The 26715-nt window shown below is 66.6% G+C and carries 24 protein-coding genes; 10 read left to right on the top strand and 14 right to left on the bottom strand.

The features are described 5' to 3' along the window. Nucleotides 1–53: 53 nt before the first annotated feature. From B9Y97_RS00685 to B9Y97_RS00675, 3 genes are all read right to left on the bottom strand, one after another. Nucleotides 54–1232, bottom strand: a complete 1179-nt coding sequence (locus tag B9Y97_RS00685; protein WP_085524953.1) for an aminotransferase — start codon at nucleotides 1230–1232, stop codon at nucleotides 54–56. Between the two features lie 67 nt (nucleotides 1233–1299). Continuing rightward, nucleotides 1300–2316: an anthranilate phosphoribosyltransferase gene (gene trpD / locus B9Y97_RS00680; RefSeq protein ID WP_085524952.1), complete on the bottom strand. Its 1017-nt coding sequence runs from the start codon at nucleotides 2314–2316 to the stop codon at nucleotides 1300–1302. Beyond that, nucleotides 2313–2894 (bottom strand): anthranilate synthase component II, encoded by a 582-nt coding sequence (locus B9Y97_RS00675; RefSeq protein WP_085524951.1) that lies wholly within the window; start codon nucleotides 2892–2894, stop codon nucleotides 2313–2315. The genes trpD and B9Y97_RS00675 overlap by 4 nt, the downstream gene beginning before the upstream one ends. A gap of 112 nt (nucleotides 2895–3006) precedes the next feature. Between B9Y97_RS00675 and B9Y97_RS00670 the strand changes: the two genes are divergently transcribed. The 3 genes from B9Y97_RS00670 (at nucleotide 3007) to B9Y97_RS00660 (ending at nucleotide 7182) form a co-directional block, all read left to right on the top strand. Further along, a complete protein-coding gene (locus tag B9Y97_RS00670) occupies nucleotides 3007–4818 on the top strand; it encodes a divergent polysaccharide deacetylase family protein (RefSeq protein ID WP_176224260.1) in 1812 nt (603 codons plus the stop codon). Nucleotides 4819–5149: 331 nt separating this feature from the next. Then, nucleotides 5150–5851, top strand: a complete 702-nt coding sequence (locus B9Y97_RS00665) for a c-type cytochrome (RefSeq protein WP_085524949.1) — start codon at nucleotides 5150–5152, stop codon at nucleotides 5849–5851. Between the two features lie 65 nt (nucleotides 5852–5916). Continuing rightward, the gene (locus tag B9Y97_RS00660) at nucleotides 5917–7182 is read left to right on the top strand and encodes an NAD(P)/FAD-dependent oxidoreductase (protein WP_085524948.1); all 1266 of its coding nucleotides are present in this window, start codon (nucleotides 5917–5919) and stop codon (nucleotides 7180–7182) included. 366 nt (nucleotides 7183–7548) lie between these two features. On the opposite strand, the gene B9Y97_RS00655 is transcribed toward B9Y97_RS00660, so the two are convergent. Beyond that, nucleotides 7549–8835: an O-acetylhomoserine aminocarboxypropyltransferase/cysteine synthase family protein gene (locus tag B9Y97_RS00655; RefSeq protein ID WP_085524947.1), complete on the bottom strand. Its 1287-nt coding sequence runs from the start codon at nucleotides 8833–8835 to the stop codon at nucleotides 7549–7551. A 161-nt stretch (nucleotides 8836–8996) separates the two neighbouring features. Here B9Y97_RS00655 and B9Y97_RS00650 point away from each other — a divergent pair, with 161 nt between their 5' ends. Further along, complete coding sequence (locus B9Y97_RS00650) at nucleotides 8997–9410, top strand: VOC family protein (RefSeq protein WP_085524946.1); 414 nt, start codon at nucleotides 8997–8999, stop codon at nucleotides 9408–9410. 537 nt (nucleotides 9411–9947) lie between these two features. Here B9Y97_RS00650 and B9Y97_RS00645 read toward each other — a convergent pair. Beyond that, nucleotides 9948–11132 (bottom strand): vWA domain-containing protein, encoded by a 1185-nt coding sequence (locus tag B9Y97_RS00645; RefSeq protein WP_085524945.1) that lies wholly within the window; start codon nucleotides 11130–11132, stop codon nucleotides 9948–9950. A gap of 149 nt (nucleotides 11133–11281) precedes the next feature. Here B9Y97_RS00645 and cysE point away from each other — a divergent pair, with 149 nt between their 5' ends. Both cysE and B9Y97_RS00635 read left to right on the top strand, forming a co-directional pair. Beyond that, nucleotides 11282–12091 carry a serine O-acetyltransferase gene (gene cysE, locus B9Y97_RS00640; protein WP_085524944.1) on the top strand — a complete coding sequence of 270 codons (810 nt, stop codon included), beginning with the start codon at nucleotides 11282–11284 and terminating at the stop codon, nucleotides 12089–12091. Nucleotides 12092–12469: 378 nt separating this feature from the next. Continuing rightward, complete coding sequence (locus B9Y97_RS00635; protein WP_085524943.1) at nucleotides 12470–13054, top strand: Tll0287-like domain-containing protein; 585 nt, start codon at nucleotides 12470–12472, stop codon at nucleotides 13052–13054. Nucleotides 13055–13108: 54 nt separating this feature from the next. Here B9Y97_RS00635 and B9Y97_RS00630 read toward each other — a convergent pair whose 3' ends face one another. The 7 genes from B9Y97_RS00630 to pgk form a co-directional block, all read right to left on the bottom strand. Continuing rightward, entirely contained in the window at nucleotides 13109–14428 is a 1320-nt protein-coding gene (locus B9Y97_RS00630; RefSeq protein ID WP_085524942.1) for a pyruvate dehydrogenase complex dihydrolipoamide acetyltransferase, read from the bottom strand. Nucleotides 14429–14441: 13 nt separating this feature from the next. Then, nucleotides 14442–15833, bottom strand: a complete 1392-nt coding sequence (locus B9Y97_RS00625) for a pyruvate dehydrogenase complex E1 component subunit beta (RefSeq protein ID WP_085524941.1) — start codon at nucleotides 15831–15833, stop codon at nucleotides 14442–14444. 7 nt (nucleotides 15834–15840) lie between these two features. Continuing rightward, nucleotides 15841–16224, bottom strand: coding sequence for a VOC family protein (locus B9Y97_RS00620; protein ID WP_085524940.1), 384 nt, complete (start codon nucleotides 16222–16224; stop codon nucleotides 15841–15843). Nucleotides 16225–16234: 10 nt separating this feature from the next. Beyond that, nucleotides 16235–17224 (bottom strand): pyruvate dehydrogenase (acetyl-transferring) E1 component subunit alpha, encoded by a 990-nt coding sequence (gene pdhA / locus B9Y97_RS00615; RefSeq protein ID WP_085524939.1) that lies wholly within the window; start codon nucleotides 17222–17224, stop codon nucleotides 16235–16237. A gap of 176 nt (nucleotides 17225–17400) precedes the next feature. After that, a complete protein-coding gene (locus B9Y97_RS00610) occupies nucleotides 17401–17703 on the bottom strand; it encodes a septum formation initiator family protein (RefSeq protein WP_085524938.1) in 303 nt (100 codons plus the stop codon). 133 nt (nucleotides 17704–17836) lie between these two features. After that, nucleotides 17837–18727 (bottom strand): fructose bisphosphate aldolase, encoded by an 891-nt coding sequence (locus B9Y97_RS00605; RefSeq protein ID WP_085524937.1) that lies wholly within the window; start codon nucleotides 18725–18727, stop codon nucleotides 17837–17839. A 135-nt stretch (nucleotides 18728–18862) separates the two neighbouring features. Then, nucleotides 18863–20059, bottom strand: coding sequence for a phosphoglycerate kinase (gene pgk, locus B9Y97_RS00600; protein ID WP_085524936.1), 1197 nt, complete (start codon nucleotides 20057–20059; stop codon nucleotides 18863–18865). Between the two features lie 197 nt (nucleotides 20060–20256). On the opposite strand from pgk, the gene B9Y97_RS00595 reads away from it, so the two are divergent. The 4 genes from B9Y97_RS00595 to B9Y97_RS00580 all read left to right on the top strand — a co-directional run bounded on the left by B9Y97_RS00595 (nucleotide 20257) and on the right by B9Y97_RS00580 (nucleotide 23215). After that, nucleotides 20257–20763, top strand: coding sequence for a peptidylprolyl isomerase (locus B9Y97_RS00595; protein ID WP_085524935.1), 507 nt, complete (start codon nucleotides 20257–20259; stop codon nucleotides 20761–20763). A 103-nt stretch (nucleotides 20764–20866) separates the two neighbouring features. Then, nucleotides 20867–21415, top strand: coding sequence for a peptidylprolyl isomerase (locus tag B9Y97_RS00590; protein ID WP_085528027.1), 549 nt, complete (start codon nucleotides 20867–20869; stop codon nucleotides 21413–21415). A gap of 375 nt (nucleotides 21416–21790) precedes the next feature. Continuing rightward, nucleotides 21791–22117: a hypothetical protein gene (locus tag B9Y97_RS00585; protein WP_085524934.1), complete on the top strand. Its 327-nt coding sequence runs from the start codon at nucleotides 21791–21793 to the stop codon at nucleotides 22115–22117. A 138-nt stretch (nucleotides 22118–22255) separates the two neighbouring features. After that, the gene (locus tag B9Y97_RS00580) at nucleotides 22256–23215 is read left to right on the top strand and encodes a DUF3179 domain-containing protein (RefSeq protein WP_085528026.1); all 960 of its coding nucleotides are present in this window, start codon (nucleotides 22256–22258) and stop codon (nucleotides 23213–23215) included. 3 nt (nucleotides 23216–23218) lie between these two features. On the opposite strand, the gene B9Y97_RS00575 is transcribed toward B9Y97_RS00580, so the two are convergent. Together B9Y97_RS00575 and acnA are read right to left on the bottom strand one after the other, a co-directional pair. Further along, nucleotides 23219–23866, bottom strand: a complete 648-nt coding sequence (locus B9Y97_RS00575) for a YdeI/OmpD-associated family protein (protein ID WP_254900816.1) — start codon at nucleotides 23864–23866, stop codon at nucleotides 23219–23221. 87 nt (nucleotides 23867–23953) lie between these two features. After that, nucleotides 23954–26704: an aconitate hydratase AcnA gene (gene acnA / locus B9Y97_RS00570; RefSeq protein WP_085524933.1), complete on the bottom strand. Its 2751-nt coding sequence runs from the start codon at nucleotides 26702–26704 to the stop codon at nucleotides 23954–23956. Nucleotides 26705–26715: the final 11 nt, after the last annotated feature.

Below are 26715 nucleotides of genomic sequence, written 5' to 3'. Positions count from 1 at the left end.
GTTCTAGGGCCTGTGGGGGCGATTGCCAACAGGGGAAACGGCAGGCGCGGGGCTCAGCCGGGGGCAAGCGCCGCGAGGCGGCGAAACATCTCGGCGATGCCGTTCGCGTCGATATTGGCGAAGGCGATGCGCAGCTCGCGCGGGCCCGAAGGATCGTCCTCGGGGCGAAACATCGTGCCGGGCAGGGCGAGCAGGCCGATCTCGCGCACCATGCGTTGGCAAAGTGCCTCGGCGGGTTCGTCGAACGGGTGGCGGAGATACGCAAAATAGGCGCCGACCCCGAGCAGGTGCCAACCCGGCAGGGTGGCGAACCCCGTCTCGATGGCGGCGCGACGGGCGAGGATTTCGGCGCGTTCGCCGGCGAGCCATTGCGCGAGGTTGCGCATCCCCCAGAGCGCGGCGCGCTGGCCGAGCTGGTTGGGGCAGATCGTCACCGTGTCGAGAAACTTCTCTACCTGCGCGAGGTGCCCGGGGGCGGCGATCAGCGCGCCGACACGGTGGCCGGTGAGGCGGTAGGCCTTGGAGAAGGAATAGAGGTGGATCAGGGTTTCGTCCCAGTCGGGGGCCGTGAACAAGGAGTGCGCGGGGGCAGGGCGGCTGTCGAAATCGCGGTAGGTTTCATCGAGGATCAGCGCAAGCCCCCTGGTGCGGGCGAGATCGTGGAAGGCGGCGACGAGATCGGCGGGGTATTCGACGCCGCCGGGGTTGTTGGGGGTGACCAGCACGATGGCGCGGGTGCGCGGCGTGATCAGGTCTTCGGCGGCGGCGATTGTGGGCAGAAGCTCCGCGCCGGTGGCCAGCGGCACGGCGGTGACCCCGCTCATGTCGAGCCACATCTTGTGATTGAAATACCACGGCACCGGCAGGATCACCTCGTCGCCGGGGCCCGCGAGGGTGGCGATGGCTGCCGCGAAAGCCTGGTTGCAGCCCGCGGTGATCGCGACCTGGTCGGGCGCGACCGCGCCGCGATAGAGTGTGGAGACCTGCCGGGCCACCTCCTCGCGCAGCGCGGGCAGGCCGAGGACCGGGCCGTAGAGATGGGCGGTGTCGTCGGTCAGCGCCGCCTCGGCGATGGCCTGGCGCAGCCCCTTGGGCGGCGGCGCGACCGGCGCGGCCTGGCTGACATTGATCAGCGGGCGCTCGGGCGGGAAGCTGACCCCCTCGATCCAGCGCCGCGCTTCCATCACCGGGGGCGGGGAGGTGCGGGCGATGTTGGGGTTGATCGGGTTCATGCCGTGCCTCGTGGTTGCGCGCGGATCGGTCGCGGGGGCGGCCGCCGCGCGGCGGCGAGCCCCCGGGTCAGGCCGCCGAGGTTACCCGCGCCAGCGCCTCGATCTTCGCCTTTGCTGCGCCCGAGTCGATGCTCGCGCGTGCCAACTCGACGCCTTCGGGCAGGCTCGCGGCCTTGTCGGCAACCATCAGCCCGGCGGCGGCGTTGAGCAGCACCGCGTCGCGGTAGGCCCCCGGTGCGCCGTCGAGCAGGGCGCGGAAGGCCCGGGCGTTGTGCTCCGGGGTGCCGCCGAGGATGTCTTCGAACGGGTGCACCGGGAGGCCTGCATCTTCCGGGTTTATCTCGCGTGCGCTGATCTCGCCGTTCTCCAGTGCCGCGACCCAGCTCACCCCGGCAATCGACAGCTCGTCGGTGCCGTCGCCGCCGTGCACGAGCCAGGCCTTCTCGCTGCCGAGCGCCTTGAGGGTTTCCGCCATCGGCCCGATCATGTCGCGCGAGAATGCGCCGGTCAGTTGACGTTTTACATGAGCCGGGTTGGTCAAGGGTCCGAGAATGTTGAAGATTGTCCGGGTGCCAAGTTCCTGCCGGGTGGGCATGACATGGGCGATCGCCGGGTGGTGCATCGGCGCCATCATGAAGGCAATGCCGGCTTCCTCGAGGGCTCTCTCGACCACTTCGGGGCCGACCATCACGTTCACGCCCAGTTCGGTCAGCGCGTCCGCCGCGCCGGATTTCGACGAGAGGTTGCGGTTGCCGTGCTTGGCCACCACCACGCCGGCGCCGGCCACCACGAAGGCGGTGGCGGTGGAGATGTTGAGCGTGCCCTTGCCGTCGCCGCCGGTGCCGACGATGTCGATCGCGCCCGCCGGGGCATGAACCCGGCGGCATTTCTCGCGCATGACGTGGGCGGCGGCAGCGTATTCGTCGACCGTCTCGCCGCGGGTGCGCAGGGTCATCAGGAAGCCGCCGATCTGGCTTGGCGTGGCCTCGCCCTCGAACAGGATCCCGAAGGCGGCTTCGGCCTCGGCGCGGCTGAGCGGCCGGTCGACGGCGGCGGCGATGAGGGGTTTGATCGCGTCGCTCATGCGGGCACTTTCACCTGGTCGAGGAAGTTTTTCAGCATCGCGTGGCCGTGCTCGGAGCGGATGCTCTCGGGGTGGAACTGCACCCCCTCGATGGGACGGCTTTTGTGGCGCAGGCCCATGATCGTGCCGTCTTCGAGCCAGGCGGTGATCTCGAGGCAATCGGGCAGGCTTTCGCGCTCGACGATCAGCGAATGGTAGCGCGTGGCTTGCAGCGGCGAGGGCAGGCCCCTGAACACGCCTTGCCCGCCGTGGTGGATCGTGCCCATCTTGCCGTGCACGATGTCGTCGGCGCGCACCACCTTGCCGCCGAAAGCCTGGCCGATGGTCTGGTGGCCGAGGCAGACGCCCAGCAGCGGCACGCCGATCTCGCCCGCGGCAAGGCTGAGCGGCAGGCAGATGCCCGCCTGGTCGGGATCGCAGGGGCCGGGCGAGAGCACGATGGCCTCGGGCTTCAGGGCCATCGCGGCCTGAACGTCGAACGCATCGTTGCGCCGGACCGTCACATCCGCGCCCAACTCGCCCAGATAGTGAACAAGGTTGTAGGTGAAGCTGTCATAATTGTCGATCAGCAGGATCATGCGCGCGGGTCCGGGCAAAGGGGGTTTTCTGGCGGTCTGGTCGGGGTATACATGTTCAGAGCCGCCGCCGAGGGTCAAGAGGCGGGGTGCGAATTCGGAAAGGGGGCCGGCAGTGGCACGGGGCATATTGGCGGGCATCGCGGCGGGAGCCGTGGTGGCAGGTCTGGGGCTGGGCACGGCGTCCTTGGTGATCGAACCGGTCGATATGCCGGGGGCGGTCGCGCCGGACCCGGAGGCCGCGCCGCAGGACGTGGAGCCGGACGCGGAGGGTGGCGAGACCGATCCCGCGGCGGTGCCCGAAACCGGGGCACCGGCCGACGCGCCCGAGCCATTGACGCCGGAGGAGGAGGAGCCGCAGGCACCGGCGGAGGACGACGGGACAGATACCGGGGAGTCCGCGCCGGCGTCCGAAGAAGATGAGGCCGACGCGCCGCCATCCCAGTCCCCCGAGGCCTCCCCGCAGGACGAGGCCGCTCCAGCCGACCCCGCCGAGCCCGCGCTGGATGCGGAGGATGACGCCGCATCCGAGCCCGAAGCCGGGACGGCACCCGACGAGGCCCCGGACGCGCCTGATGCGCCTCAGGACGATGGCTCCACCACCGACGCCGGGGAAGACGAGGGGGAAGACGAGGGGGAGAGTGCTGACGGGGCCGATCTGTCCGCGGCTTCGGACACGTCCGATACACCTGCTGCGTCCGATACCTCCGATCCCGCCGGCGAGACCGACGGGGCGGCACCGGAGGCCGATCCCGACAGCGGCGCCGACGACACCGGTACGCCGGAGGCGGAGACTTCGCCGGCCTTGGGCATGGAAGACGAGGCCGCCGGGGACGAGGCGGGCGCGGAAGCGGCAGACGATTTGTCCGAAGCCCCGGATGCGCCCGAGAGCCCGGTTGCAGATGCGCCCGACGCTGCGCCGCCGCCCGGATCGACAGCGGGGTCGGAATCCGGGGCCGGGGAAGACCCGGACGCCGAAGCCGAGCCAGCGCCCGAGGCGTCTTCCGACGACGAGACCGCCGTGGTCGAACCCGAGGCCCCCCAGAGCGACGAGACAGCCGAAGTGCAGGCCGAGCCAGCGCCCGCCCCCGAGCAAACGCCCGAGCCGGCACCTGAAGCGGCCCCTGCCGACGAGACCGCCATGGCCGAACCCGGTTCCGGTCCCGATGCCTCTGCGCCGCCGGTGGTTACCGGGCGCTTGCCCGCGATCGGTGCCGACGCGGCGGACGGCGACCAGACCTCTGCGCCCGCGCGCGCTTCGGCGCTCGAACGCAACGCCGTCGCCTTCACCGCGCCGGACGATTTGCCGCTCATGGCCTTGCTGCTGCTCGATACCGCCGCCGAGCGCGCGGCCTTCGCCGATCTCGGCGCGCTGCCTTTCCCGGTCAGCGTGGCGGTGGACGCAAGCGCGCTCGATGCGGCCGAGGCCATTGCGTTCTACCGCGACCAGGGACTGGAGGTCGTCACCATCCTGCCGCTGCCCGAGGGGGCCACGGCAGCGGATATCGAGATCAACCTCGAAGCCTATGCGCCGCTACTCGAAGACAGCGTGGCGGCAATGGCCGAGGCGGGGCTCGGGTTTCAGGCGCTGGGCGACGGTGCCGTGCAACTGGCCGTCAACCTTGCCGAAACCGGCCATGGCTTCGTGAGTTACCCGGCCGGGCTCAACACCGGCCACAAGGCGGCACAGAAGGAAGGGGTACGGGCCGGGCTCGTGTTCCGCGATCTCGACGCCGAGGGCCAGGCCGGGCCGGTGATCCGCCGCTTTCTCGACAATGCCGCCTTCCGGGCGCGCAACGAAGAGCAGGTGATCGTCGTGGCGCGGACCCGCGAGGAAACCGTGCAGGCGTTGCTCGAATGGTCCCTCGGCACGCGGGCCGCGTCCGTCACCCTTGCGCCGATCTCGGCGGTGCTCGGGGCCAGGTAGCGCCGGCACAGGGCGAAGGCCGAAACAGCCCGCGTTTGCGCGTTGGTCGGGCGCGCCGTTCTGGCCCGCAGGTCCGCGGGGCGAATCGGCATGCGGTCGGTTGTGCCGTGGCACGATGCCGCCGCCTCGACACACCCGCAACCGGACCGACGGCGCGACCATGCGCCGCTTCCCCAACGGCAAGCAACGCGCTTCATTGCTGAAAAAAACAGGTATCCGTAATAAAATTGTGGATCAAATCGACATATCGGAATAATAGAAAGATAGTGCCGCCGGAGACCATTGCCGAAAAAGAGCCATGGCTACCGGAGAGGCGACAGGGAGGAACGTGATGAAAAGATCGTCGCTTGCGGCACTCTTGTCTGCCGTTATGATCGCCAGCCCCGCTGCCGCCCAGGAATTCGGCGATGCCGAACGCGGTGCCAAAGCCTACCGCCAATGCGCCTCGTGCCACCAGGTCGGCGAAGGTGCAAAACACCGGGTCGGCCCGCACCTCAACGGCATCTTCGATCGCCGCGCCGGCTCGCTGGAGGATTACAAACGCTATTCCAAGGGCCTCGTGCGCGAAGGCGTCGATGGTCTGTTCTGGGACCTGCGCACCCTCGATGCCTATATCGAGAACCCCAAGGCGCTGGTGAGCGATACAAGGATGGCTTTCCGCGGGATCAAGGATCCGGAAGAACGCGCCGATGTGCTGGCCTACCTGCGGCTGTTCTCGGCCGATCCCGCCAACATCCCCGAAGCCGCGCCCACCGCGATGTCGCGCGAGGTGGAGCTTTCGCCCGATGTGCTCGCCATCGTCGGGGATGTCGATTATGGTGATTACCTGTCGACCGAGTGCACGACCTGCCACCAGGTCGACGGTGACGACGAGGGCGTGCCGTCGATCGTTGGATGGCCCGAAGAAGACTTCGTGGTGGCGATGCACGCCTACAAACGCAAGATCCGGCCGCATCCGGTGATGCAGATGTTCGCATCCAGGCTGTCGGATGAGGAGATCGCGGCTCTGGCCGCGTATTTTGGCGGCCTGTAACCCGGGCAGCCAAGTTCGTATCGGCCATGGTAACGGGTCGATCTGTACCCAAGGGAGGACACGGAATGAAACTTAACAGACGCACCTTCGTCGGCGCTGGCGTGGCGGCCGCGGCAAGCCTTTCGGCACCGATGCTGCATGCCCAGGGCGGCAAGCCCCGCGTCGTCGTGATCGGCGGCGGTGCCGGCGGTGCCACAGCAGCACGCTACATCGCCAAGGACAGCGATGGTGCCATCGACGTGACGCTGGTTGAGCCCACCAAGACCTACTACACCTGCTTTTTCTCCAACCTCTACATGGCCGGCTTCCGCACGCTGGACAGCATCGCCCACAGCTACGGCACCCTCGCCGCCGACTACGGCATCAACGTGGTGCACGACTGGGCGATCGGCATCGACCGCGACGCCAAGACCGTCTCGCTCGCCGGCGGCGGCACGCTGCCCTATGACCGGCTCGTGCTCTCGCCGGGGATCGACTTCGTCGATGGCTCCGTTGAAGGCTGGGATATCTCGGCGCAGAACGCGATGCCGCATGCCTACAAGGCCGGCTCGCAAAGCGAACTGCTCAAGCGCCAGATCGAATCGATGCCCGAGGGTGGCCTCTTCGCCATGGTTGCGCCGCCGAACCCCTACCGCTGCCCGCCGGGCCCCTACGAGCGGATCTCGATGGTCGCTCACATGCTGAAAAACAACAACCCGACCGCCAAGATCATGGTGCTCGACCCGAAACCCTCCTTCTCCAAGCAGGGTCTCTTCGAGGAAGGCTGGGGCAAGCACTATTCCGGCATGGTCGACTGGATCGGGCCGGAATTCGGCGGCGAAGGCGTTGTCGTCGACCCGGGCGCGATGACGGTGACGATCGACGGCGAAGTGACGAATGTCGATGTCTGCAACGTCATTCCGGGCCAGAAGGCGGGCCGGATCGTCGAGATCGCCGGCGTGAACGATGGCAACTGGGCACCGATCGAGGCCGATACGATGCGCTCCACCATCGACGCCAACATCTACGTGCTGGGCGATGCCACCAGTGCCGGTGACATGCCGAAGTCGGGCTTCTCGGCCAACAGCCAGGCCAAGGTCGCGGCGATGTCGATCCGCGGCGAGCTGAACGATGCGCGGGTGTTCCCGGCCAAGTATGCCAACACCTGCTGGTCGCTGATCGCCACCGACGACGGCGTGAAGGTCGGCAACTCCTACGAGCCTGCCGATGGCAAGATCGCCAAGGTCGACGGCTTCATCAGCCAGCCCGGCGAAGACGCCGAAATGCGCAAGCGCACCTTCGAGGAAAGCATCGGCTGGTACGAGGGGATCGCCTCCGACATGTTCGGCTGAGCCGGGAACCTCCGTCGAACATCGAGACGCGCGCCTTGACGGGCGCGCGTCTTTTCTTTCGGCAAGGCCGGAAGAAAGGGGGGCTGTCTGCCCCCCTCGCGCTGACGCGCTCACCCCCCGAAGGTATTTTTCGACCCAAGAAGCAACGAATTCTTAACCCTGCTTCGGCAGACTCGGGGGTGCGGCACAGGCTGAGGAGCCGATGGCCGTGACCCGAGAAGCCCCCCGCACGCAGGCCGTGCGGGGGGTGTTCGTTTCGACCTTCTTGGGTCCGAAAATACCTTGGGGGGTGAATTGGCCGTGAGGCCAAGAGGGGGGCAAAGCCCCCCTCCCGGTCGTCCCGGGCGCAGCCCGGGGCGAAACCGCTCAACCGGCGGCCTTGGCCAGCGCCTGGTCGAGATCGGCGATCAGGTCGGCCGGGTCTTCGATCCCGATCGAGAGCCGCACCACGTTGTCTCCCGCGCCCGCCGCCGCGCGCTGCTCGGGGCTGAGCTGGCGGTGGGTGGTGGAGGCGGAATGGATGATCAGCGAGCGGGTATCGCCGAGGTTGGCGACGTGGCTGAACAGGCCGAGGTTGTCCACCAGCTTGACGCAGGCGTCGTAGCCGCCCTTGAGGGTAACGGTGAAAATTGCGCCTGCGCCCTTTGGGTAGAGCCGCTTGATGCGTTCGTTGTAGGGCGAGGAGGCCAGCCCGGCGTAGCTCACGCTTTCCACGCGCGCGTCCTTTTCCAGCCATTCGGCCACTTGTTGCGCGTTCTGAACGTGTTTCTGCATCCGCAGCGACAGTGTTTCGATCCCCATCAGCGTGTAATGCGCCGCCTGCGGGTTCATCGTCATGCCCAGGTCGCGCAGGCCCACTGCGATGCTGTAGAAGGTGAAGGCCATCGCCCCGAGCGCTTCGTGGAACTTGATGCCGTGATAGGCCGGCTCCGGCTCGGACAGCGAGGGGAACTTGCCCGATGCCGACCAGTCGAAGGTGCCGCTGTCGACGATCGCGCCACCAGTCACCGTGCCGTTGCCGGTGAGGAACTTGGTGGTGGAATGCACCACCAGCGTCGCGCCGTGCTCGATCGGCTTGCACAGGTAGGGCGTGGCGGAGGTGTTGTCGACCACCAGCGGGATCCCGGCGTCGTTTGCCACCTTGGCGATGGCATCGAGATCGGTGGGCACGCCCGCCGGGTTGGCGATGCTTTCGCAGAAGATCGCCCGGGTATTGTCGTCGATCGCCGCCGCCACCGCAGCCGGATCGTCGAAGTCGACGAATTTCGCTTCCCAGCCGAAGCGTTTGAAGACCTGGGTGAACTGGGTGTAGGTGCCGCCGTAGAGCCGGGTCGAGGCGATGATGTTCAGCCCCGGCGCCATCAGCGGATAGAGCGCCATGATCTGCGCGGCATGGCCCGAGGAGGTGCAGACGCCGCCGGCACCGCCTTCGAGCGCCGCGATCCGGTTGGCCAGCGCGCCCACCGTCGGGTTGGTCAGGCGCGAGTAGATGTAGCCAACCTCCTGGAGGTTGAAAAGCGCCGCGGCGTGGTCGGCGTCGCGAAACACGTAGGCCGTGGTCTGGTAGATCGGCACCTGCCGCGCGCCGGTGGCGGGGTCGGGCTCGGTGCCGGCGTGAACCTGAAGGGTGTCGAAGCCGAGGTCTTTGGTCATGTTGCGGTCTCCCTGACGTTTCCCGCGCGAGGCTAGGCCAAAGCCGGGATCGGGGCAATCGGGAGGTATGGAAAGGGAGGGAATTTCGCGCCGGTGCGGGGGGCTGGAATTCTGATGCCGACGGGGTAGGTTGCGCGGAACAATCGTTTCGGAGCGCGCCGATGCCCACACCCTTCCATCTCGCCATCAACGTCACCGATCTCGACGCCGCCCGCGCCTTCTATGGCGGCGTGCTGGGCTGCGCCGAGGGGCGCGCGACCGAGACATGGGTGGATTTCGACTTTTTCGGCCACCAGCTCAGCCTGCACCTCGGCCCGCCTTTCGCCACCGCCGATACCGGCCGGGTCGGCGATCACATGGTGGCGATGCCGCATTTCGGCGTGGTTCTGCCCTACGATGCCTGGCGCGGGCTGGCCGACCGGCTTGACGCGGCGGGCACGGAGTGGGTGATCGCGCCGACCTTGCGCTTCGCCGGCGAGCCGGGCGAGCAATGGACGATGTTCCTGCGCGACCCGTCCGGAAACCCGCTTGAGTTCAAGGGGTTGGCCGACATGGGGCGCACGTTCGCCCGTTAGGTGCGATCCGGAGCGGAGCCCGTGCTTGCGGCCCGTGATGCCCACCGCCGCCGCTGTCGTCGTCATCGCTCGCACCGAACATCGTTTCGTGACGGGCGTCCCGAGCGGCCTTCCTTTCCTGGTCGGCGAGGTAGAGCGAAATCGTGGCGCAGCAGGTCTTGTGGTCCGTGATGACGCTGTTGGTCGACTCGGCGTCGGTCATGTCTTTTTGGCAACTGACGCGCGTGTTGTTGATCACGATGAAGGGCTCAGGCCTTCGCCCCGCCCGCGTTGGTATTCTTTTCCGCCACACGTCATCGTCTGGTCAATACGGGATGGGGGGAACAACCGAAGAGGGCAATTGCCGCAATGGCCAAGGCCAGGGATGGAACGGTACGCCTGCGCAGGACAACGTCCCGCGACTCATGAGCCGAAGATGCCAAGGTTTGCCCGGGGCGGGGTGTTTGGTCCTTGCTTTGCACCAACCGCAGCATTTGGGTGAATGCACCGGGGTGACGCCTGTGTGCATATGTCCGGGAGCACTCGAGGTGAGGCCGCTCACCGCCCCAGCGCGCGCATCCCCCGCTCGATGCCTTCCAGCGTCATCGGCACCATCCGGCCCTCGAAGATCTCCGCGATCATCGCAGTGGACTGGCTGTAACGCCAATGCGCCTCGGGCACCGGGTTGATCCAGAGGTGATCGGGCCAGGCCTCGCGGGCGCGCTGGAGCCAGACCTGCCCGGCCTCGGCGTTCCAGTGCTCGTTCGCGCCGCCGGGCCAGGCGATCTCGTAGGGGCTCATCGCGGCATCGCCGACGAAGATGCACTTGTAGTCGGGCCCGTAGGTGTGCAGCACCTCATGTGTCGGGGTTTGTTCCTGCCAGCGGCGGCGGTTGTCGCGCCAGACACCTTCGTAGAGGCAGTTGTGGAAGTAGTAGTATTCGAGGTGCTTGAACTCCGCCCGTGCCGCCGAGAACAGCTCTTCGACCACCTTGATATGCGGGTCCATCGAGCCGCCGACGTCGAGAAACAGCAGCACCTTCACCGCGTTGCGTCGCTCAGGGCGGGTTTTCACGTCAAGATAGCCGTGTTCGGCGGTGGCGCGGATCGTGCCGTCGAGGTCGAGTTCTTCGTGTGCGCCGTCGCGCGCCCAGTTGCGCAGGCGTTTCAGCGCCACCTTGATGTTGCGGGTGCCCAGTTCCACCGTGTCGTCGAAATCGCGAAACTCGCGCTTGTCCCAGACCTTCACCGCGCGCTGGTGGCGGCTCTTGTCCTGCCCGATGCGCACGCCCTCGGGGTTGTAGCCGTAGGCGCCGAAGGGCGAGGTGCCGGCGGTGCCGATCCACTTCGAGCCGCCCTGGTGGCGCTTTTCCTGCGCGCGCAGACGTTCCTTGAGCGTTTCCATCAGCTTGTCGAAGCCGCCAAGCGCCTCGATCTCGGCCTTTTCCTCGGGGGTCAGATGCTTTTCGGCGAGCTTCTCGAGCCAGTCCGTGGGGATATCCACGGCCTCCAGCACGGCATCGAGGCTGATCGCCTCAATCCCTTCGAAGGCCTGCGCGAAGGCGCGGTCGAACTTGTCGATGTTGCGCTCGTCCTTCACCATCGCGGCGCGGGCAAGGTAGTAGAACCCTTCGACGTCATAGGTCACCAGCCCGGCGCTCATCGCTTCGAGGAAGGTGAGGTATTCGCGCAAGGAAACCGGCACCTTGTGGGCGCGCAGGGCATCGAAGAACGGCAGGAACATCGCGGGCGGCCTCTGGTATCTGTCCTTGGTTTGGCAGAGCCCGGCGAGCGAGGCAAGGGCGGGCGACGCGCCGCGGTCACAGCTTTGCGTTTGGAATCCCGAGTCATTTCGTCATACATTGAGTGCGACAACGAGACAGGAGGCCTGCCATGGCCGAGACCCGCAGAAAACCCGTTCTTGTCGATCCGGTCTGGGACCGGGTCAGCGCCGAGGCCGAGGCCGCCGTGGCGCGCGAACCGCTGATGGGGGGGCTGATCCATTCCTGCGTCCTGCACCACGCGACGCTGGAGAAGGCGCTGTCCTACCGGATTTCGGCCAAGCTCTCCTCGAACGAGATGTCGATGCTGGTTCTGCGCGAGGTGGCCGACGAGGCCTATGCGGCGGATACGGCGCTGGCCGAGGCGGCGCGCGCCGATCTCGTGGCGGTGCTCGACCGCGACCCGGCCACCCACCGGCTCTTGCAGCCGATCCTTTATTTCAAGGGCTTCCAGGCGATGCAGGCCTACCGTGTTGCGCATTGGCTCTGGCAGGACGGGCGCCGCGATCTGGCCTATTTCCTGCAGATGCGCGCAAGCGAGGTTTACGGCATCGACATTCACCCCGGCGCGCGGATCGGCCGGGGGATCATGATCGACCATGCCCATTCCATCGTCATCGGTGAAACCGCGGTGGTCGGCGACAACGTCTCGATGCTGCACTCGGTCACCCTCGGCGGCACCGGCAAGGAAGACGGCGACCGCCACCCCAAGATCGGCGACGACGTGCTGATCGGCGCGGGAGCCAAGGTTCTGGGCAATATCACCGTGGGCTGCTGCTCGCGGATCGCCGCCGGCTCGGTGGTGCTCGAAGACGTGCCGCCGGCAACCACGGTGGCCGGTGTTCCCGCCCGCGTGGTGGGTGGGGCAGGCTGCGAACACCCCGCGTCCGAGATGCGCCAGACGCTCGACGACGGCTGCTGAGCGCCCGGTATCGGCCATTCTCCGCCCATCGTGTTCACGGACGCGTGACTTCACGCGCCAAAGCGGCCATGGTCTGCGCCATTGGCAGACTTGGGAGTTCGTGATGCTTCGTATGTGGATCGCCACCGTGGCCGGTTTCTCCGCACTCTACGTGATGGCGTTGGTGGTCGTCTGACCGCCAGACACGATGTCCTGCCGGGGGCCGCTGCGCCCCCGACGGGACCAACAGCCGCTTCGCTTTTTCCCGCAAATCCCGCCCTCTAGGCGAAAGATCGCCCGCGCAATTTTATTGCGCATTACCCTCTTCGCGGCGGAGGCCCAACGTGGCAGGATCGCCCGGCGCGAACCTGGTATCAGCACGACGAGAGGGAGATATTCATGAAAGTCACTACATTGCGCGCGGCGTTCTGCGGCGTGGCGATCGCTTTGGCGGGGCCGGCGTTGGCGTCCGACGCGGATGTCGAGGCGTTGAAGGCGGAAGCCGCCGGGTTGATGAAGTCGTTCGGCGATACGCTGCGCGGTGAACTGGTGGCGGCGATCGAGGCGGGCGGGCCGGTCAAGGCGATCTCGGTCTGCAACGAAGCGGCCCCGGCGATCGCCGAGTCGGTGTCGGCCGATTCGGGCTGGAGCGTGGGCCGGTCGAGCCACAGGTTGCGCAATCCCGACAATGCCCCCGACGCCTTCACCGCCGCTGCGATCGACGATTTCCTTGCCCGCGAAGCGGCAGGCGAAGCGGTCGACAGCCTCGCCACGGCGGCGGTCGTGGAAGAAGACGGCAAACGCGTGTTTCACATCGTCAAGGCGATCCCCACCGGCGAACCTTGCGTGGCCTGCCACGGCGGCGACAACGTGAAGGACGAGGTCGTGGCGGCGCTGGCGGAGATGTATCCCGAGGATACCGCGCGCGGCTTCTCGCCGGGCCAGATGCGCGGCGTGTTCACGCTGTCGAAGGTTCTCGACTGAACGAAAAAGCCCCGGCCTTCGGGCCGGGGCTGTCTTTTTTTGCGAGTGCCCGGCTCAGGCCAGCATGGCGAGCGGGTTTTCGAGGTTTTGCTTGATCGCTTCCAGCAGTTCGGCCCCGAGTGCGCCGTCGATCACCCGGTGATCGACCGAGAGCGTCACGCTCATCACCGTGGCCACCCCGAGGCTGCCATCGTCCTGCACCACGGGCTTTTTCACACCTGCGCCGACCGCGAGGATCGCGCCGTGCGGCGGGTTGATCACGGCGTCGAAATTGTCGATGCCATACATCCCGAGGTTGGAAACCGCGAAGGAGCCGCCAAGGTATTCGTGCGGCGCGAGCTTGCGGTCGCGGGCGCGGCTGGCGAGGTCTTTCATTTCCGCAGAGAGCGCCGAGAGGCTCTTTTGCTCGGCGTCTTTCAGCACCGGCGTAAACAGCCCGCCATCGACCGCCACGGCCACGGCCACGTCGGACGGGGTGAGCTTGAGAATCCGGTCGCCGGCCCAGACCGCGTTGGCCATCGGCACCTGTTGTAGTGCGAGGGCACAGGCCTTGATGATGAAATCGTTGACCGAAAGCTTGACGCCGCGGGCTTCGAGGCGGGCGTTGAGCTGGGCACGGAAGGACAGGAGCTCGTCGAGCAGGATGTCGCGCCGCAGGTAGAAATGCGGGATCGTCTGCTTGGCCTCGGTGAGCCGGACGGCCACCGTCTTGCGCATGCCGTCGAGCTTGACTTCCTCGTAGTCGCGGCCCTCGTAGATCTTCATCACCTGCGCGGCGTCGGGGCCGGCGGCAGGAGCGGCTTTCGGGGCCGCTTCGTCGGCTGCGGGTGCCTTGGCAGCCCCCGGCTTTGCCGCCTCGACGTCGGCCTTCACGATCCGGCCGCGCGGACCGGAGCCTTGCAGCGCGGTCAGGTCGATCCCCTTCTCGGCGGCGATCCGGCGCGCCAGCGGCGAGGCAAAGACCCGTTCGCCGCTGTCGTCCTTCGGCGCGGCCGGGGCCGCCTTGGTGGCAGGAGCGTCGTCGGACGTCTTCGCCTCAGGGGCGGCCTCGTCCTTTTGTTCGCCTTCTTGTTCGCCTTCGTCCTTGTCCTTCGGGGCGGGCGCGGAGGCCTCGATGTCGTCGGCGCTTTCGCCTTCCTCGACCAGCACCGCGATCGGGGTGTTGACCTTCACCCCCTCGCTGCCCTCTGCAACGAGGATCTTGCCGACGATGCCCTCGTCGGCGGCCTCGAATTCCATCGTCGCCTTGTCGGTCTCGATTTCCGCGATCAGGTCGCCGGCGGCGACGGTGTCGCCCTCCTTGACCAGCCATTTCGCCAGCGTGCCTTCCTCCATCGTCGGGGAAAGCGCGGGCATCAGGATTTCGGTTGCCATGTCGTCGTCCTCCTCAGCGATAGGTCACGAGACGGACCGCCTCGAGCACTTCCTCGACGCTCGTGAGCGCGTGTTTTTCGAGGTTGGCGGCATAGGGCATCGGCACGTCCTTGCCGGTGACGTTGATCACCGGGGCGTCGAGCCAGTCGAAGGCCTCCTGCATCAACACCGCCGAGATATGGTTGCCGATCGAGCCGACCGGCCAGCCCTCTTCCACTGTGACGCAGCGGTTGGTTTTCTTCACGCTCTTGATCACCGCGGCGGTATCCATCGGCCTGAGCGTGCGCAGGTCGATCACCTCGGCGCTCACGCCGTCTTCGGCCAGCTTTTCAGCGGCCTTGAGGGTGTATTCCATGCCGATTCCGAAACTGACCAGCGTCACGTCGCTGCCCTCGCGCCAGATCCGCGCCTTGCCGAAGGGAATGGCAAAATCGTCAAGCTCGGGCACCTCGAAGGAATGGCCGTAGAGCAGCTCGTTTTCGAGGAAGATCACCGGGGTTTCGCCCCGGATCGCGGTTTTCAGGAGGCCCTTGGCGTCGGCCGCCGAATAGGGCATGGCGACGTGAAGGCCCGGGATGTGGGCATACCAGGCGGCATAATCCTGGCTGTGCTGGGCGGCAACGCGGGCCGCCGCACCGGAGGCACCGCGAAACACCACCGGCACGCTCATCTGTCCGCCCGACATGTAGCGGGTCTTGGCGGCGGTGTTGATGATCTGGTCGATCGCCTGCATCGCGAAGTTGAAGGTCATGAACTCGACGATCGGCCTCAGCCCCCCCATCGCCGCGCCGGTGGAGAGCCCGGTGAAGCCGTGCTCGGTGATCGGTGTGTCGATCACCCGCTTGGCGCCGAACTCGTCGAGCAGGCCCTGGCTGACCTTGTAGGCACCCTGGTATTCGGCGACCTCCTCGCCCATCAGGAACACCCGTTCGTCGGCGCGCATCTCCTCGGCCATCGCATCGCGCAGGGCTTCGCGCACGGTCATCTCGCGCATCTTCGTGCCCTCGGGGATCTCGGGATCATCCGGAACGGCAGGGGCCGGGGCCTGGCCGCCGGGGCCGGCTTCGTCCACCACCTTCGACGGGGCAGGGTGGCCCGCGCCCTGTTCATGGGTGCCGGCATGGGCCTTCTCGACCGAGGCCGCGGCATCTTCGGCGCTTTCGCCTTCCTCGATCAGCACCGCGATCGGGGTGTTGACCTTCACCCCTTCGGTGCCTTCTGCGATCAGGATCTTGCCGAGGGTGCCTTCATCGACCGCCTCGAACTCCATCGTCGCCTTGTCGGTTTCGATCTCGGCGATCACGTCACCGGCGGAGACGGTATCGCCTTCCTTCACGTTCCATTTCGCCAGCGTGCCCTCTTCCATCGTCGGGCTCAGCGCCGGCATGAGAATTTCGGTAGCCATCTCGGTATTATCCTTTTGCCGGTGTAATCATTCCGACGACATTGCCTTGTCCATCCTCGACGTAAGCCGCGCGGCCGATGTCGGGGTAGTCTGTCGGGGGAAGCGCCTCGCCGCCACCGTTGGCAAGCGCCCAGGCATAGCGGTCGTCGCAGTTGTCGACTTCCAGGGTCATGGTGCCGCCACGGATTGGTCCGTGCGGCTCGGGCGCAGCGCCCACGCGCTGCATGATCGCGCCGGTAAGGCCTTTGCCGTCACCGATTTCAGCGCCTTCAATCAAATGGTAACCCATCTCTTCGCCACCCGGCATCGGCGTGAAGCTCCAGCCGAACAGCCCGGCGTAGAAGCTCTTTGCCTCGTCGACATCGTTCACGTGGATTTCAAAATGCGGCATCGCTCAGGCCTCACGCGTAGATATCGGTCCAGAGCTCGTCGAGGGACGGCTCGGGGCTCTCGCGGGCGAAGTCGGCGGCCTCGTTGACGATCGCCTTGATCTCCTTGTCGATCGCTTTCAGCTCGTCCTCGTCGGCGTGCTTGCCCTGGAGCAAAAGCTCGCGCACATGCTCGATCGCGTCCTGGGTTTCGCGCACCTTCTGAACTTCCTCGCGGGTGCGATACTTCGCCGGGTCCGACATCGAGTGGCCGCGGTAGCGGTAGGTTTTCATCTCGAGGATGTAGGGCCCGTTGCCCTCGCGGCAATGCGCGATGGCGCGCTCGCCGGCTTCCTTGACCGCCAGCACGTCCATCCCGTCAACCGCCTCGCCGGGGATGCCGAAGGCTTCGCCGCGGGTGTAGAACTCGGGCGTGGAGGACGACCGGCCCACCGAGGTGCCCATGGCATACTGGTTGTTCTCGATCACGTAGATCACCGGCAGTTTCCACAGCGAGGCCATGTTGAACGCCTCGTAAACCTGGCCTTGGTTCACCGCGCCATCGCCGAAATAGGTGAAGGTGACGCGGCCGTTCTCGTTGTACTTGTCGGCGAAGGCGAGGCCGGTGCCGATCGGCACCTGCGCCGCGACGATGCCGTGGCCGCCGTAGAAGTGCTTCTCGACGCTGAACATGTGCATCGAGCCGCCCTTGCCCTTGGAATAGCCGCCCTCGCGCCCGGTGAGTTCGGCCATCACGCCCTTCGGGTCCATCCCGGCGGCCAGCATGTGGCCGTGATCGCGGTAGGAGGTGACGCGCTTGTCGCCTTCCTCGGCGGCGGCTTCGAGCCCGACCACCACGGCCTCCTGACCGATGTAGAGGTGGCAAAACCCGCCGATCAGGCCCATGCCGTAAAGTTGACCGGCCTTCTCCTCGAATCGACGGATGAGCAGCATCTCGCGATAATAATGGAGCAGGTCTTCCTTGGATGTGTTTGATTTCTTTTTGCTTTTGGCGGTCGCCATCGGCAGCCTCCTCACCGGTGCGGGAATTGGTTTAATACTAAACTACCTTTTACACCAAAATGCGCTTCGATGCGAGGGGGGTTTTCCTGCGGGTTTTGCAAGGCGGGTTTGCGGCGACGCAAGGGCGCGAAGCGGGGGCTGGATCGCTGGAGGGCCAAGGCGGGCGGGGGCTGTGCTCAGCGCAGAACCACTTCGTTGCCGCGCACGAGGCCCAGCACCGAGCGGGCCTGTTCATCCAGAAGGTCGAGATCGAGATAATCGTCGGACAGTCGGCGGGTCTTGTTGCGCAGCACGCCAAGCTCCTCGGCCAGCCGGTCGCGCTCGGCGCGCAGGGCCTCGGCCTCGGCGTCGATCCGCACCCGATTGAACAGGCCGAAATCGCCCTGCACGCTGGCGAAGGTGAAATAGAGCCCTGCCGCGATCAGACCGATGAAGAAGATCCCCCCGCCAAGCCCGGATTGATTGCGCGAATTGACCATAGGAACGACTGCTCTGCCTCTTGCGCGCCTCTCGCGGACGCTACGGGCGACTATCGCACAGGTGATTCGGCTTGTGAATCCCCTTTTGCGGCGGGAGGCGGGCCGGGGGCGGCCTCCCGCCGGTCAAGCGGGTTCAGGTGATCGAAGCCTGGTAGATCGCCTCGATCGCCTCGCCGATGGCGGCGTTGAAGGCGTCGTCGCTCATATCGGCGGTCAGCCCCTCGGTCAGCGCGCGGCTGAAGCTCGCGATCATGCCCTCGTTCTGGGCCAGCAGCGCATTGGCCTCGTCGCGCGCATAGCCGCCCGAAAGCGCCACCACGCGCACCACGCGCGGGTGCTTGATCAGGGTGCCGTAATGATTTGTGATCGTCGGCAGGGTGAGCTTGAGCATCACCTCCTGGCCTTCGTTGAGCGCGTCGAGTGCCCGGGTGATTTCTTCCAGCAGGATATCCTCGGCATCGGCCTTCTCGGGGCAGTGGATGCTCACCTCCGGCTCGATGATCGGCACCAGCCCCTTGGCGAGGATCTGTTTGCCCACCTCGAACTGCTGCGCCACCACGGCGGCAATGCCTTGCGGGTTGGCGGCATTGATCACCGACCGCATCTTGGTGCCGAAGATGCCCGCCGCCACCGCACGGTCGAGGAGCGCGTCGAGCTCGGGCATCGGCTTCATCAACTGGCAGCCGTCAGCCTCGGTGTCGAGCCCCTTGTCGACCTTGAGGAAGGGCACCACCCGGCGCTCGTTCCACAGGAACTCCGCCGCCGGTTTGCCCGCGATCTCGCGCTCCATCGTCATCTCGAACAGGATCGCGCCGAGCACCTTGGTGCCGGTGAAGGCGGGAGCGGTGGCGATCCGCGCGCGCATGGCGTGGATCAGGTCGAACATCTCTTCCTCGGTCGTCCAGGCGTCTTCGCCGACGCCGTAGGCGGCGAGCGCCTTGGGCGTCGAGCCGCCGGACTGGTCGAGTGCGGCGATAAAGCCCTGGCCCGTCTTCATCTGGGCGAGTTTGTCCTGGTTCGGCATGTCGGCCCCCTTTCGTGGCTGGTTTCCCGGGCTTTGTAGGCCGGGCCGCAAGGGGGTTCAATCGTGGTAGCGCTATTGCGGGCACGAAAACGGCGGGCCGCTCGGGGCCCGCCGCTCCTGCTGGCCGTGTCCGGTTCAGTCCTGGTCGAGCGCCGCGACACCGGGCAATTCCTTGCCTTCCATCCATTCGAGGAAGGCGCCGCCCGCGGTGGAGACATAGGTGAAATCCTCGCCGTGGCCGGAGGCGTTGATCGCCGACACGGTATCGCCGCCGCCGCCGACCGAAACCAGGCCGTTCTCCTTCGTCAGCCGGGCGATCTCGTCGAGCATCTCGAAGGTGCCCTTGTGGAAGGGCTCCAGCTCGAACACGCCGAGCGGGCCGTTCATGATCAGGGTCTTGGCACCGCCGAGCACCGACGTGATGTAGGCCAGCGTCTCGGGCCCGGCGTCGAAGATCATCGCATCGGCCGGGCAGGCATCGGCGGCGACGGTTTCATGGCGGGTGTTGGCGGCGAATTCCCACGCGATCACCACGTCGCGCGGCAGGATGATCTCGCAGCCCGCGGCCTCGGCCTTGTCGAGGATCTCGCGGGCGGTATCGGCCAGATCGTGTTCGCAGAGCGATTTGCCCACGTTGATGCCTTGCGCGGCGAGGAAGGTGTTGGCCATGCCGCCGCCGATCACAAGGTGATCGACCTTGCCGACGAGATTGCCCAAGAGGTCGAGCTTGGTCGAGACCTTGGCCCCGCCGACCACCGCCACCACCGGGCGCGCGGGGTTGCCGAGCGCGGCCTCGAGCGCCGACAACTCGGCCTCCATCAGCCGTCCGGCGCAGGCCGGCAACAGCCGGGCGATGCCCTCGGTCGAGGCGTGCGCCCGGTGCGCGGCGGAAAAGGCATCGTTGACGTAGACACCGCCAAGCGCTGCCAGCGAAGCGGCAAAGACCGCATCGTTCTCGGTTTCTTCCTTGTGAAACCGGGTGTTTTCCAGCAGCAGAACCTCGCCGTCGCCAAGCGCTCCGACCGCTTCCTTGGCCGGGCCGCCGATGCAATCGGTCGCGAATTTCACCGGCATGCCAAAGGCCGCTTCGAGCGCGGGAAGGATTGTCTTGAGGCTCATCTCGGGCACCGGCTGGCCCTTCGGACGGCCGAAATGCGCCATCAGAACCGGCTTGCCGCCCTTGGCGACGATGTCCTGCACCGTTGGCACGACCCGGTCGATCCGGGTGGCATCGGTGACATTGCCGGCCTCGTCCACCGGCACGTTGATATCCACCCGCACCAGCACAACCTTGCCGGCCAGATCCATGTCGTCGAGGGTTTTCCAGGCCATATCTTTCTCCCGTGCTGTCTTTTACGGGTCAAAGACACGATCCGGGGGCGACGGGTCAATGAGACAAATGCACGGGCCGGCAATTTCTTTTTTTCTTGCATGAAACGAAAATCTAATTGTGGCACCGGTGGATGCCCCCTTTTCCTTTGCACCTCGCGGGCATAGGTTTCGCCAAACGAAATCCGAAGGAGCGCCCCATGGCCGAGATCAAAGACCCTGAAAACACCATCCTGATCGAGCTGAAGGATGGCACCGTGACGATCGAGCTTCTGCCCGACGTGGCCCCGCAGCACGCGACGCGGATGAAGGAACTGGCGCGCGCGGGCAAGTATGACGGGGTGGTCTTTCACCGGGTGATCGAGGGTTTCATGGCCCAGACCGGCGACGTGGAGCATGGCAATGTCGACGGCGGCGGCGATCTGCGCCGGGCCGGCACCGGCGGCTCCGATCTGCCTGACCTCCCGGCCGAGTTCTCCAAGTTGCCGCATGATCGCGGCACGCTCGGCGCGGCGCGGTCGCAGAACCCCAACAGCGCCAACAGCCAGTTCTTCATCAACTTCGGCGACAACCATTTCCTCAACGGGCAATACACCGTCTACGGCCGGGTGATCTCCGGGATGGAGCATGTCGACAAGATCACCCGAGGCGAGCCGCCCGCGAACCCCGACAAGATGATCTCGGTAAAGGTGGCCGCGGATGTCTGATCAAGGGCCGCGCGATCAGCAGGGCGGGCGGGGTCGCCGGTCGCGGCTGGTGGCCTGGATCATCTTCCTTGTCGGCGTCGGGCTGATCGGGCTCTATTATTTCATGACCGTGCCCGGCTCGACGCCGCAGGTCGTCACCGTGCCGCCCGGCGACGGCCCGAAGGTGGCGCTGACGGTAGCGGGCGAGGGATCGGGCGAGGTGGTGATCGAGCTGTTCGACGATCTCGCCCCGAACCATGCCGAGCGGATCCTGACGCTGGTGGATGAGGGGGCCTATGACGGCGTGGTGTTTCACCGCGTGATCGACGGTTTCATGGCGCAGACCGGCGACGTGGAATTCGGCCGCGAGGGCGGCGATCTGTCGAGGGCAGGCATGGGCGGGTCGTCCTACCCCGATCTTGCGGCGGAGTTTTCCGAGGAGCCCTTCGTGGCGGGCGTGGTCGGCATGGCGCGCTCGGCCGATCCCGACTCGGCCAACTCGCAGTTCTTCATCATGTTCGACACCGCCACCCATCTCGATGGCCAGTACACCGCCGTTGGCCGGGTGATCTCCGGCATGGAGGTGGTGCAGTCGATCAAGCGCGGCACCGGCCGCAATGGTGCGGTGACCGGCGAGCCGGACCTGATCGAGCGCGCCCGGGTGGTGCAGTAGCAAGGGCCGCGCCCCCGAAACCGGGGGCGCTGGCGTTTCAGCCCGAGGCCCAGAGCGCGGCGATGAAGGCGGCAAGGGCGAGGGCTTCGAGGGCGGGGATGGGGATGATTCTGCTCATGCCCGGTTTTTGGCATAACTTGGTTAATGAATCCTTTCCGATTTGGGCCCGTTGGCGGCGACAGACTGTTTCGCGCCCCTCGCATAAACCCCGCAAATACCTCTGAAATTCCTACAATTCGCCTGTATTGTCCGAGATTGTGTCGGGGCTGAGAACGGGTCGGGGGGGAGAACGGGATTTCGACAGATGCCACAGATGCCACAGATCACGACAGGGCCGGGCCGGACACGATCCCGCCTCGAAACCGGGGCCGCGAGATGACCCGCCTGCAGCGCGAAAACCTGTTTCGCCCCGACCCGGATGACGTGGCGCAGGAGCCGGGGGCCTACGCGGTTTTCGACATGCCCGGCGCGGAGGCCCCTGCGCGCATCCACGGTTTCGACCCGAAGCGCGATGCCCTGCATCTGCACCTTCTCGATGCCGCGCTGTTCGGGCTTGTCCCCGGTGTCTGGCCGGTGGCCACGGTTGCCTATGACCGGGCCAGCAAGACCACCGCCGTGGCGGTCAACGGCGTGGTCGTGGCCCTCATCGAGGGTGATCCGGCGCTCGATCCGGCCGACATCACGGTGACCGCGCTGACCTGATCGCCTGCCGCAATGGTCGGGCAGATGTGATCGGGCGCGACGGCAGTGTGACTGACGCGATCGCGCGCAATGGCCTAGGCTGTGGCAGGCATATCCATGAGAAGGACGCCCGCCATGATGGCCCGCATCTTCGCCCGCATGCTTGCTTTCGGTCTCGCCCTTGCCGTTGTCACCAGCGCTGCCCGCGCCGACCCCGACGCCTGGCGCCACGAGTTTCCGCGCACCGATTTTTCCAACCGCACGATCGACGACTGGAGCGAGATCATGTCGGGCGGCCCGGGGCGCGACGGGATCCCGGCGCTGAGCGATCCGGCGATGATCGCGGTCGAGGACGCCGCCTTGCCGCCGCGCGAGCCGGTGATCGCGCTGGAGCTTTCCGGCGAAACGCCCCGCGCCTATCCCTTGCGCTACCTGATGTGGCACGAGATCGTGAACGATGCGGTAGGCGAGGTGCCGGTCGCGGTCACCTTCTGCCCGCTGTGCAACTCGGCGCTCACCTTCGACCGGCGGCTTGATGGCGAAGTGCTGAGCTTCGGCGTCACCGGCAAGCTGCGCGCCTCCGACATGGTGATGTATGACCATCAGACCGAAAGCTGGTGGCAGCAGGCGATGGGCGAGGGCATCGTCGGCACCCACGCCGGGGCGCAGCTCGAGCTTCTGCCAAGCTGGATGGAAAGCTGGGACGCCTTTGCCGCGCGCAACCCGGGCGGGCTGGTGATGGCCGAACCGGACTATCCCCGGTCCTACGGCCAGAACCCCTACGCCGGCTACGACAGCCGCGACCGGCCCTATCCGTTCTTCACCGGCGAGGCTCCGCCGCACGATGTTCCGGCGCTGGCGCGCGTGGTGCGGGTCGGCGAACGGGCCTGGCCGATGGACCGGCTTGCGCGCGAAGGCGAGATCGAGGAAGCCGGGGTGCGGCTGACGATGGCGGGCGAGCAGGCGAGCGCGCTGGACGGGCGCAATATCGCCGGGGCCACCGGCGTGGCCGCGGTGCGGGTGCGCGACGCGGCGGGGCGCGGTCTGGCCCATGACGTGATGTTCGCCTTCGCCTTCCACGCCTTCTACCCGGATGGGGATTGGATGCTGGGCGAGTGACCCTCAGCGCTCGTTGGCCCCCTTGCCCGCGAGGATCTTTTCGCGAAAGCGCGCGATGCGGGCGTGCCGCGTGGCGGCGGCCTTGGCGCCGTTCAGGTTGATGACGTAGCTCTTTTGCCGTCCCGGGGTGAGGGCATGGAACGCCTCGGCCAGCTCCGGGTCGGCGTCGAGGGCCTCCACCAGTTCCCCGGGCATGTCGAGCGGGGCGTCATCGCGGGCGGGTTTCACGCCCGCCTCGGCATAGCCCGTCGCCTCGTCGAGATAGGCGCGCAGGGTGCTGGCCCGGGCCGAAACCCCGGCGGCATCGGTGAAGCGGATCATGTCGGGGTGGCGGGTGTTGGGGCCCTGCCGCTCAAGCAATCCCTCGGGGTCTTTCATCAGTGCGGCATTGAAGAAACTCAGCCGGAAATCGCCCCGAAACGCGCCGATGATCGCGATGTTGCGGCCCGCGTGCATGTAGCAGGGATGGCCCCATTTCACCGTCTCCTCCAAGCCTGCCTCGCGGCAGATCGCGCGCAGCGCGGCCAGACCTTCGGCCCAGAGACGGGTTGCGCAGTCAGGGGTGTCGAAGCGGTCGCAGCGACCACATCCCCTGGCGAAGAAGTCTTCGATCTCGGTGATCATTCTCACGGCCCTGCGGTCGATTGCCATGTGCGGACAAGCCTAACACAGGCGGGGCCACGAAAAAGCCCCGGCCGTGGGCACGGCCGGGGCGTGGTCTTCTGGTGAGCGCCGGCGTTACGCCTTGGCGAGGTTGCGCAGCACGTAATGCAGCACGCCGCCATTCTCGACGTATTCCTTCTCCACCCCGGTATCGATCCGGCACCGGAGCCGGATTGCCGTCTCGCGGCCATCGGCATGGGTGATCGTGCAGGGCACTTCCGAGAGCGGCTTGAGATCGCCTTCGAGCCCGTGGATCGAGATCGTCTCGTCGCCCTTGAGGCCGAGCGACTTGCGGGTGTCGCCGCCGGTGAACTCGAAGGGGATCACCCCCATGCCGACGAGGTTGGAGCGGTGGATGCGCTCGAAGCTCTCGGCGATCACCGCCTTGATGCCGAGCAGGTTGGTGCCCTTGGCTGCCCAGTCGCGCGAGGAGCCTGCGCCGTATAGCTCGCCGCCGAACACCACCAGCGGGGTGCCCTCGGCCTGGTAGGCCATGGCGGCATCGTAGATCGAGGTCTGCGCCCCGTCCGGCCCCTTGGTGTAGCCGCCCTCGACGCCGTCCAGCATCTCGTTCTTGATGCGGATGTTGGCGAAGGTGCCGCGCATCATCACCTCGTGGTTGCCGCGGCGCGAGCCGTAGGAGTTGAACTCGCGCACCGGCACCTGCCGTTCGATCAGGTACTTGCCGGCGGGGGTTTCGGATTTGAAGCTGCCCGCCGGGCTGATGTGGTCGGTAGTGATCATGTCGCCCAGCACCGCCAGCACCCGCGCGCCCTCGATATCCGAGATCGTGCCCGCCTCGGCGGCCATGCCGCGGAAGTAGGGCGGGTTCTGGATATAGGTCGATTGCGGCGGCCAGTCATAGGTTTCGCCGCCCGACACATCCACCGCCTGCCATTTCTCGTCGCCCTTGAACACGTCGGCGTATTTCGACTGGAAAGCCTCGCGGGTGACCACCAGTTCCACCAGTTCGGCGATCTCGGCATCGGTCGGCCAGATGTCTTTCAGGTAGACATCCTTGCCCTCGGGCGTCTGGGCGATCGGATCGTTGGCGATGTCGATGTTCATGTCGCCCGCCAGCGCGTAGGCCACCACCAGCGGCGGGCTGGCGAGGTAGTTGGCGCGCACGTCGGGGCTGATCCGGCCCTCGAAATTGCGGTTGCCCGAAAGCACCGAGGTGGCGATCAGGTCGTTGTCGTGAATCGCCTTCGAGATCTCGGGCTGCAGCGGCCCGGAGTTGCCGATGCAGGTGGTGCAGCCGTAGCCGACGAGGTTGAAGCCGATGGCGTCGAGGTCTTCCTGAAGCTCGGCGGCTTCAAGGTATTGCGTCACCACCTGGGAGCCCGGCGCGAGCGAGGTCTTGACCCAGGGCTTGCGGGTGAGGCCGAGCGCGCGGGCCTTGCGCGCGACGAGGCCGGCCCCGATCAGCACGTAGGGGTTGGACGTGTTGGTGCAGGAGGTGATCGAGGCGATCACCACCGAGCCGTCCCGCAAGGTGTAGTTCTCGCCCTCCACCTTCGCGGTCCGGCGCATGTCGTTCTGGGCGGTGATCAGGTCGCCCTCCGAGGCCATGTCGCGCGCTTCGGGCGAGGCGTCGATGCCACGGTAATCCGCGACCACGTCGTAGAACGCTTCTGCCGCCCTGGTCAGCGGCAGGTAATCCTGCGGCCGCTTCGGCCCCGAGATCGCGGGCACGATCTCGCCCATGTCGAGTTCCAGCGTGGAGGTGTAGACCGGATCGTAATCCGGCCCGCGCCAGAAGCCGTTTTCCTTGGCGTAGGCCTCGACCAGCGCGATCCGGGCTTCGTCGCGGCCGGTCTGGCGCAGGTAACGCAGGGTTTCATCGTCGACCGGGAAGAAGCCGCAGGTGGCGCCGTATTCGGGGGCCATGTTGGCGATCGTGGCGCGCTGGGCCAGCGGCAGATTGTCGAGCCCCTCGCCGTAGAACTCCACGAACTTGCCGACGACGCCATGGGCGCGCAGCATTTCGACCACCTTGAGCACGAGGTCGGTGCCGGTGGTGCCCTCGGTCATCGCGCCGGTGAGCTTGAAGCCCACCACTTCGGGGATCAGCATCGAGATCGGCTGGCCGAGCATCGCAGCCTCGGCCTCGATCCCGCCCACGCCCCAGCCGAGAATGGCGGCGCCGTTGATCATCGTGGTGTGGCTGTCGGTGCCGACCAGCGTGTCGGGATAGGCAACCTCCTCGCCGTTCTGGTCGCGGTCGGTCCAGACCGTCTGGCCGAGGTATTCGAGGTTGACCTGGTGGCAGATGCCGGTGCCCGGCGGCACCACGCGGAAGTTTTCGAACGCGGTCTGGCCCCATTTGAGGAACTGGTAGCGCTCCATGTTGCGCTCGTATTCGCGGTCGACGTTCATCTGGAAGGCACGCGGGTTGCCGAACTCGTCGATCATCACCGAGTGGTCGATCACGAGGTCGACGGGCACCAGCGGGTTGATCTTCTTCGCATCGCCGCCAAGCGCCTTGATGCCGTCGCGCATCGCCGCAAGGTCGACCACCGCGGGAACGCCGGTGAAATCCTGCATGAGCACGCGGGCCGGGCGATAGGCGATCTCGCGCGGGTTCTGCCCGCCCTGCTTGCCCCAGTCGGAAAACGCCTTGATGTCATCCACGCTCACCGTGCGCCCGCCATCCTCGAAGCGGAGCATGTTCTCAAGCACCACCTTGAGCGCGGCCGGCAGGCGGGAGAATTCGCCAAGGCCCGCAGCCTCGGCGGCCGGGATCGAGTAATAGGCGAGGGTGGCACCCCCGGCGCTCAGCGTCTTGCGGGTGTTGGCGGTATCCTGGCCGACGATGATGGGCATCTGGGTCTCCC

The sequence above is a fragment of the Maritimibacter sp. HL-12 genome (assembly GCF_900177545.1).
Classification (GTDB): domain Bacteria; phylum Pseudomonadota; class Alphaproteobacteria; order Rhodobacterales; family Rhodobacteraceae; genus Sinisalibacter.
The sequence above is the reverse complement of the archived record's forward strand: the minus strand, read 5'-3'. Positions and strand labels throughout refer to the sequence as shown.

What these genes read in the sequence shown, in the direction of transcription:
- B9Y97_RS00635 (WP_085524943.1), top strand. Translation starts at nt 12,470, where the DNA reads ATGAAAGTCACTACATTGCGCGCGGCGTTCTGCGGCGTGGCGATCGCT.
- B9Y97_RS00580 (WP_085528026.1), top strand. Translation starts at nt 22,256, where the DNA reads ATGCTTGCTTTCGGTCTCGCCCTTGCCGTTGTCACCAGCGCTGCCCGC.
- B9Y97_RS00685 (WP_085524953.1), bottom strand. Translation starts at nt 1,232, where the DNA reads ATGAACCCGATCAACCCCAACATCGCCCGCACCTCCCCGCCCCCGGTG.
- B9Y97_RS00590 (WP_085528027.1), top strand. Translation starts at nt 20,867, where the DNA reads ATGACCGTGCCCGGCTCGACGCCGCAGGTCGTCACCGTGCCGCCCGGC.
- B9Y97_RS00675 (WP_085524951.1), bottom strand. Translation starts at nt 2,894, where the DNA reads ATGATCCTGCTGATCGACAATTATGACAGCTTCACCTACAACCTTGTT.
- trpD (WP_085524952.1), bottom strand. Translation starts at nt 2,316, where the DNA reads ATGAGCGACGCGATCAAACCCCTCATCGCCGCCGCCGTCGACCGGCCG.
- B9Y97_RS00605 (WP_085524937.1), bottom strand. Translation starts at nt 18,727, where the DNA reads ATGCCGAACCAGGACAAACTCGCCCAGATGAAGACGGGCCAGGGCTTT.
- B9Y97_RS00660 (WP_085524948.1), top strand. Translation starts at nt 5,917, where the DNA reads ATGAAACTTAACAGACGCACCTTCGTCGGCGCTGGCGTGGCGGCCGCG.
- B9Y97_RS00665 (WP_085524949.1), top strand. Translation starts at nt 5,150, where the DNA reads ATGAAAAGATCGTCGCTTGCGGCACTCTTGTCTGCCGTTATGATCGCC.
- B9Y97_RS00630 (WP_085524942.1), bottom strand. Translation starts at nt 14,428, where the DNA reads ATGGCAACCGAAATCCTGATGCCCGCGCTTTCCCCGACGATGGAGGAA.
- pdhA (WP_085524939.1), bottom strand. Translation starts at nt 17,224, where the DNA reads ATGGCGACCGCCAAAAGCAAAAAGAAATCAAACACATCCAAGGAAGAC.
- cysE (WP_085524944.1), top strand. Translation starts at nt 11,282, where the DNA reads ATGGCCGAGACCCGCAGAAAACCCGTTCTTGTCGATCCGGTCTGGGAC.
- B9Y97_RS00575 (WP_254900816.1), bottom strand. Translation starts at nt 23,866, where the DNA reads ATGGCAATCGACCGCAGGGCCGTGAGAATGATCACCGAGATCGAAGAC.
- B9Y97_RS00595 (WP_085524935.1), top strand. Translation starts at nt 20,257, where the DNA reads ATGGCCGAGATCAAAGACCCTGAAAACACCATCCTGATCGAGCTGAAG.
- B9Y97_RS00645 (WP_085524945.1), bottom strand. Translation starts at nt 11,132, where the DNA reads ATGTTCCTGCCGTTCTTCGATGCCCTGCGCGCCCACAAGGTGCCGGTT.
- acnA (WP_085524933.1), bottom strand. Translation starts at nt 26,704, where the DNA reads ATGCCCATCATCGTCGGCCAGGATACCGCCAACACCCGCAAGACGCTG.
- B9Y97_RS00585 (WP_085524934.1), top strand. Translation starts at nt 21,791, where the DNA reads ATGACCCGCCTGCAGCGCGAAAACCTGTTTCGCCCCGACCCGGATGAC.
- B9Y97_RS00655 (WP_085524947.1), bottom strand. Translation starts at nt 8,835, where the DNA reads ATGACCAAAGACCTCGGCTTCGACACCCTTCAGGTTCACGCCGGCACC.
- B9Y97_RS00620 (WP_085524940.1), bottom strand. Translation starts at nt 16,224, where the DNA reads ATGCCGCATTTTGAAATCCACGTGAACGATGTCGACGAGGCAAAGAGC.
- B9Y97_RS00610 (WP_085524938.1), bottom strand. Translation starts at nt 17,703, where the DNA reads ATGGTCAATTCGCGCAATCAATCCGGGCTTGGCGGGGGGATCTTCTTC.
- pgk (WP_085524936.1), bottom strand. Translation starts at nt 20,059, where the DNA reads ATGGCCTGGAAAACCCTCGACGACATGGATCTGGCCGGCAAGGTTGTG.
- B9Y97_RS00625 (WP_085524941.1), bottom strand. Translation starts at nt 15,833, where the DNA reads ATGGCTACCGAAATTCTCATGCCGGCGCTGAGCCCGACGATGGAAGAG.
- B9Y97_RS00650 (WP_085524946.1), top strand. Translation starts at nt 8,997, where the DNA reads ATGCCCACACCCTTCCATCTCGCCATCAACGTCACCGATCTCGACGCC.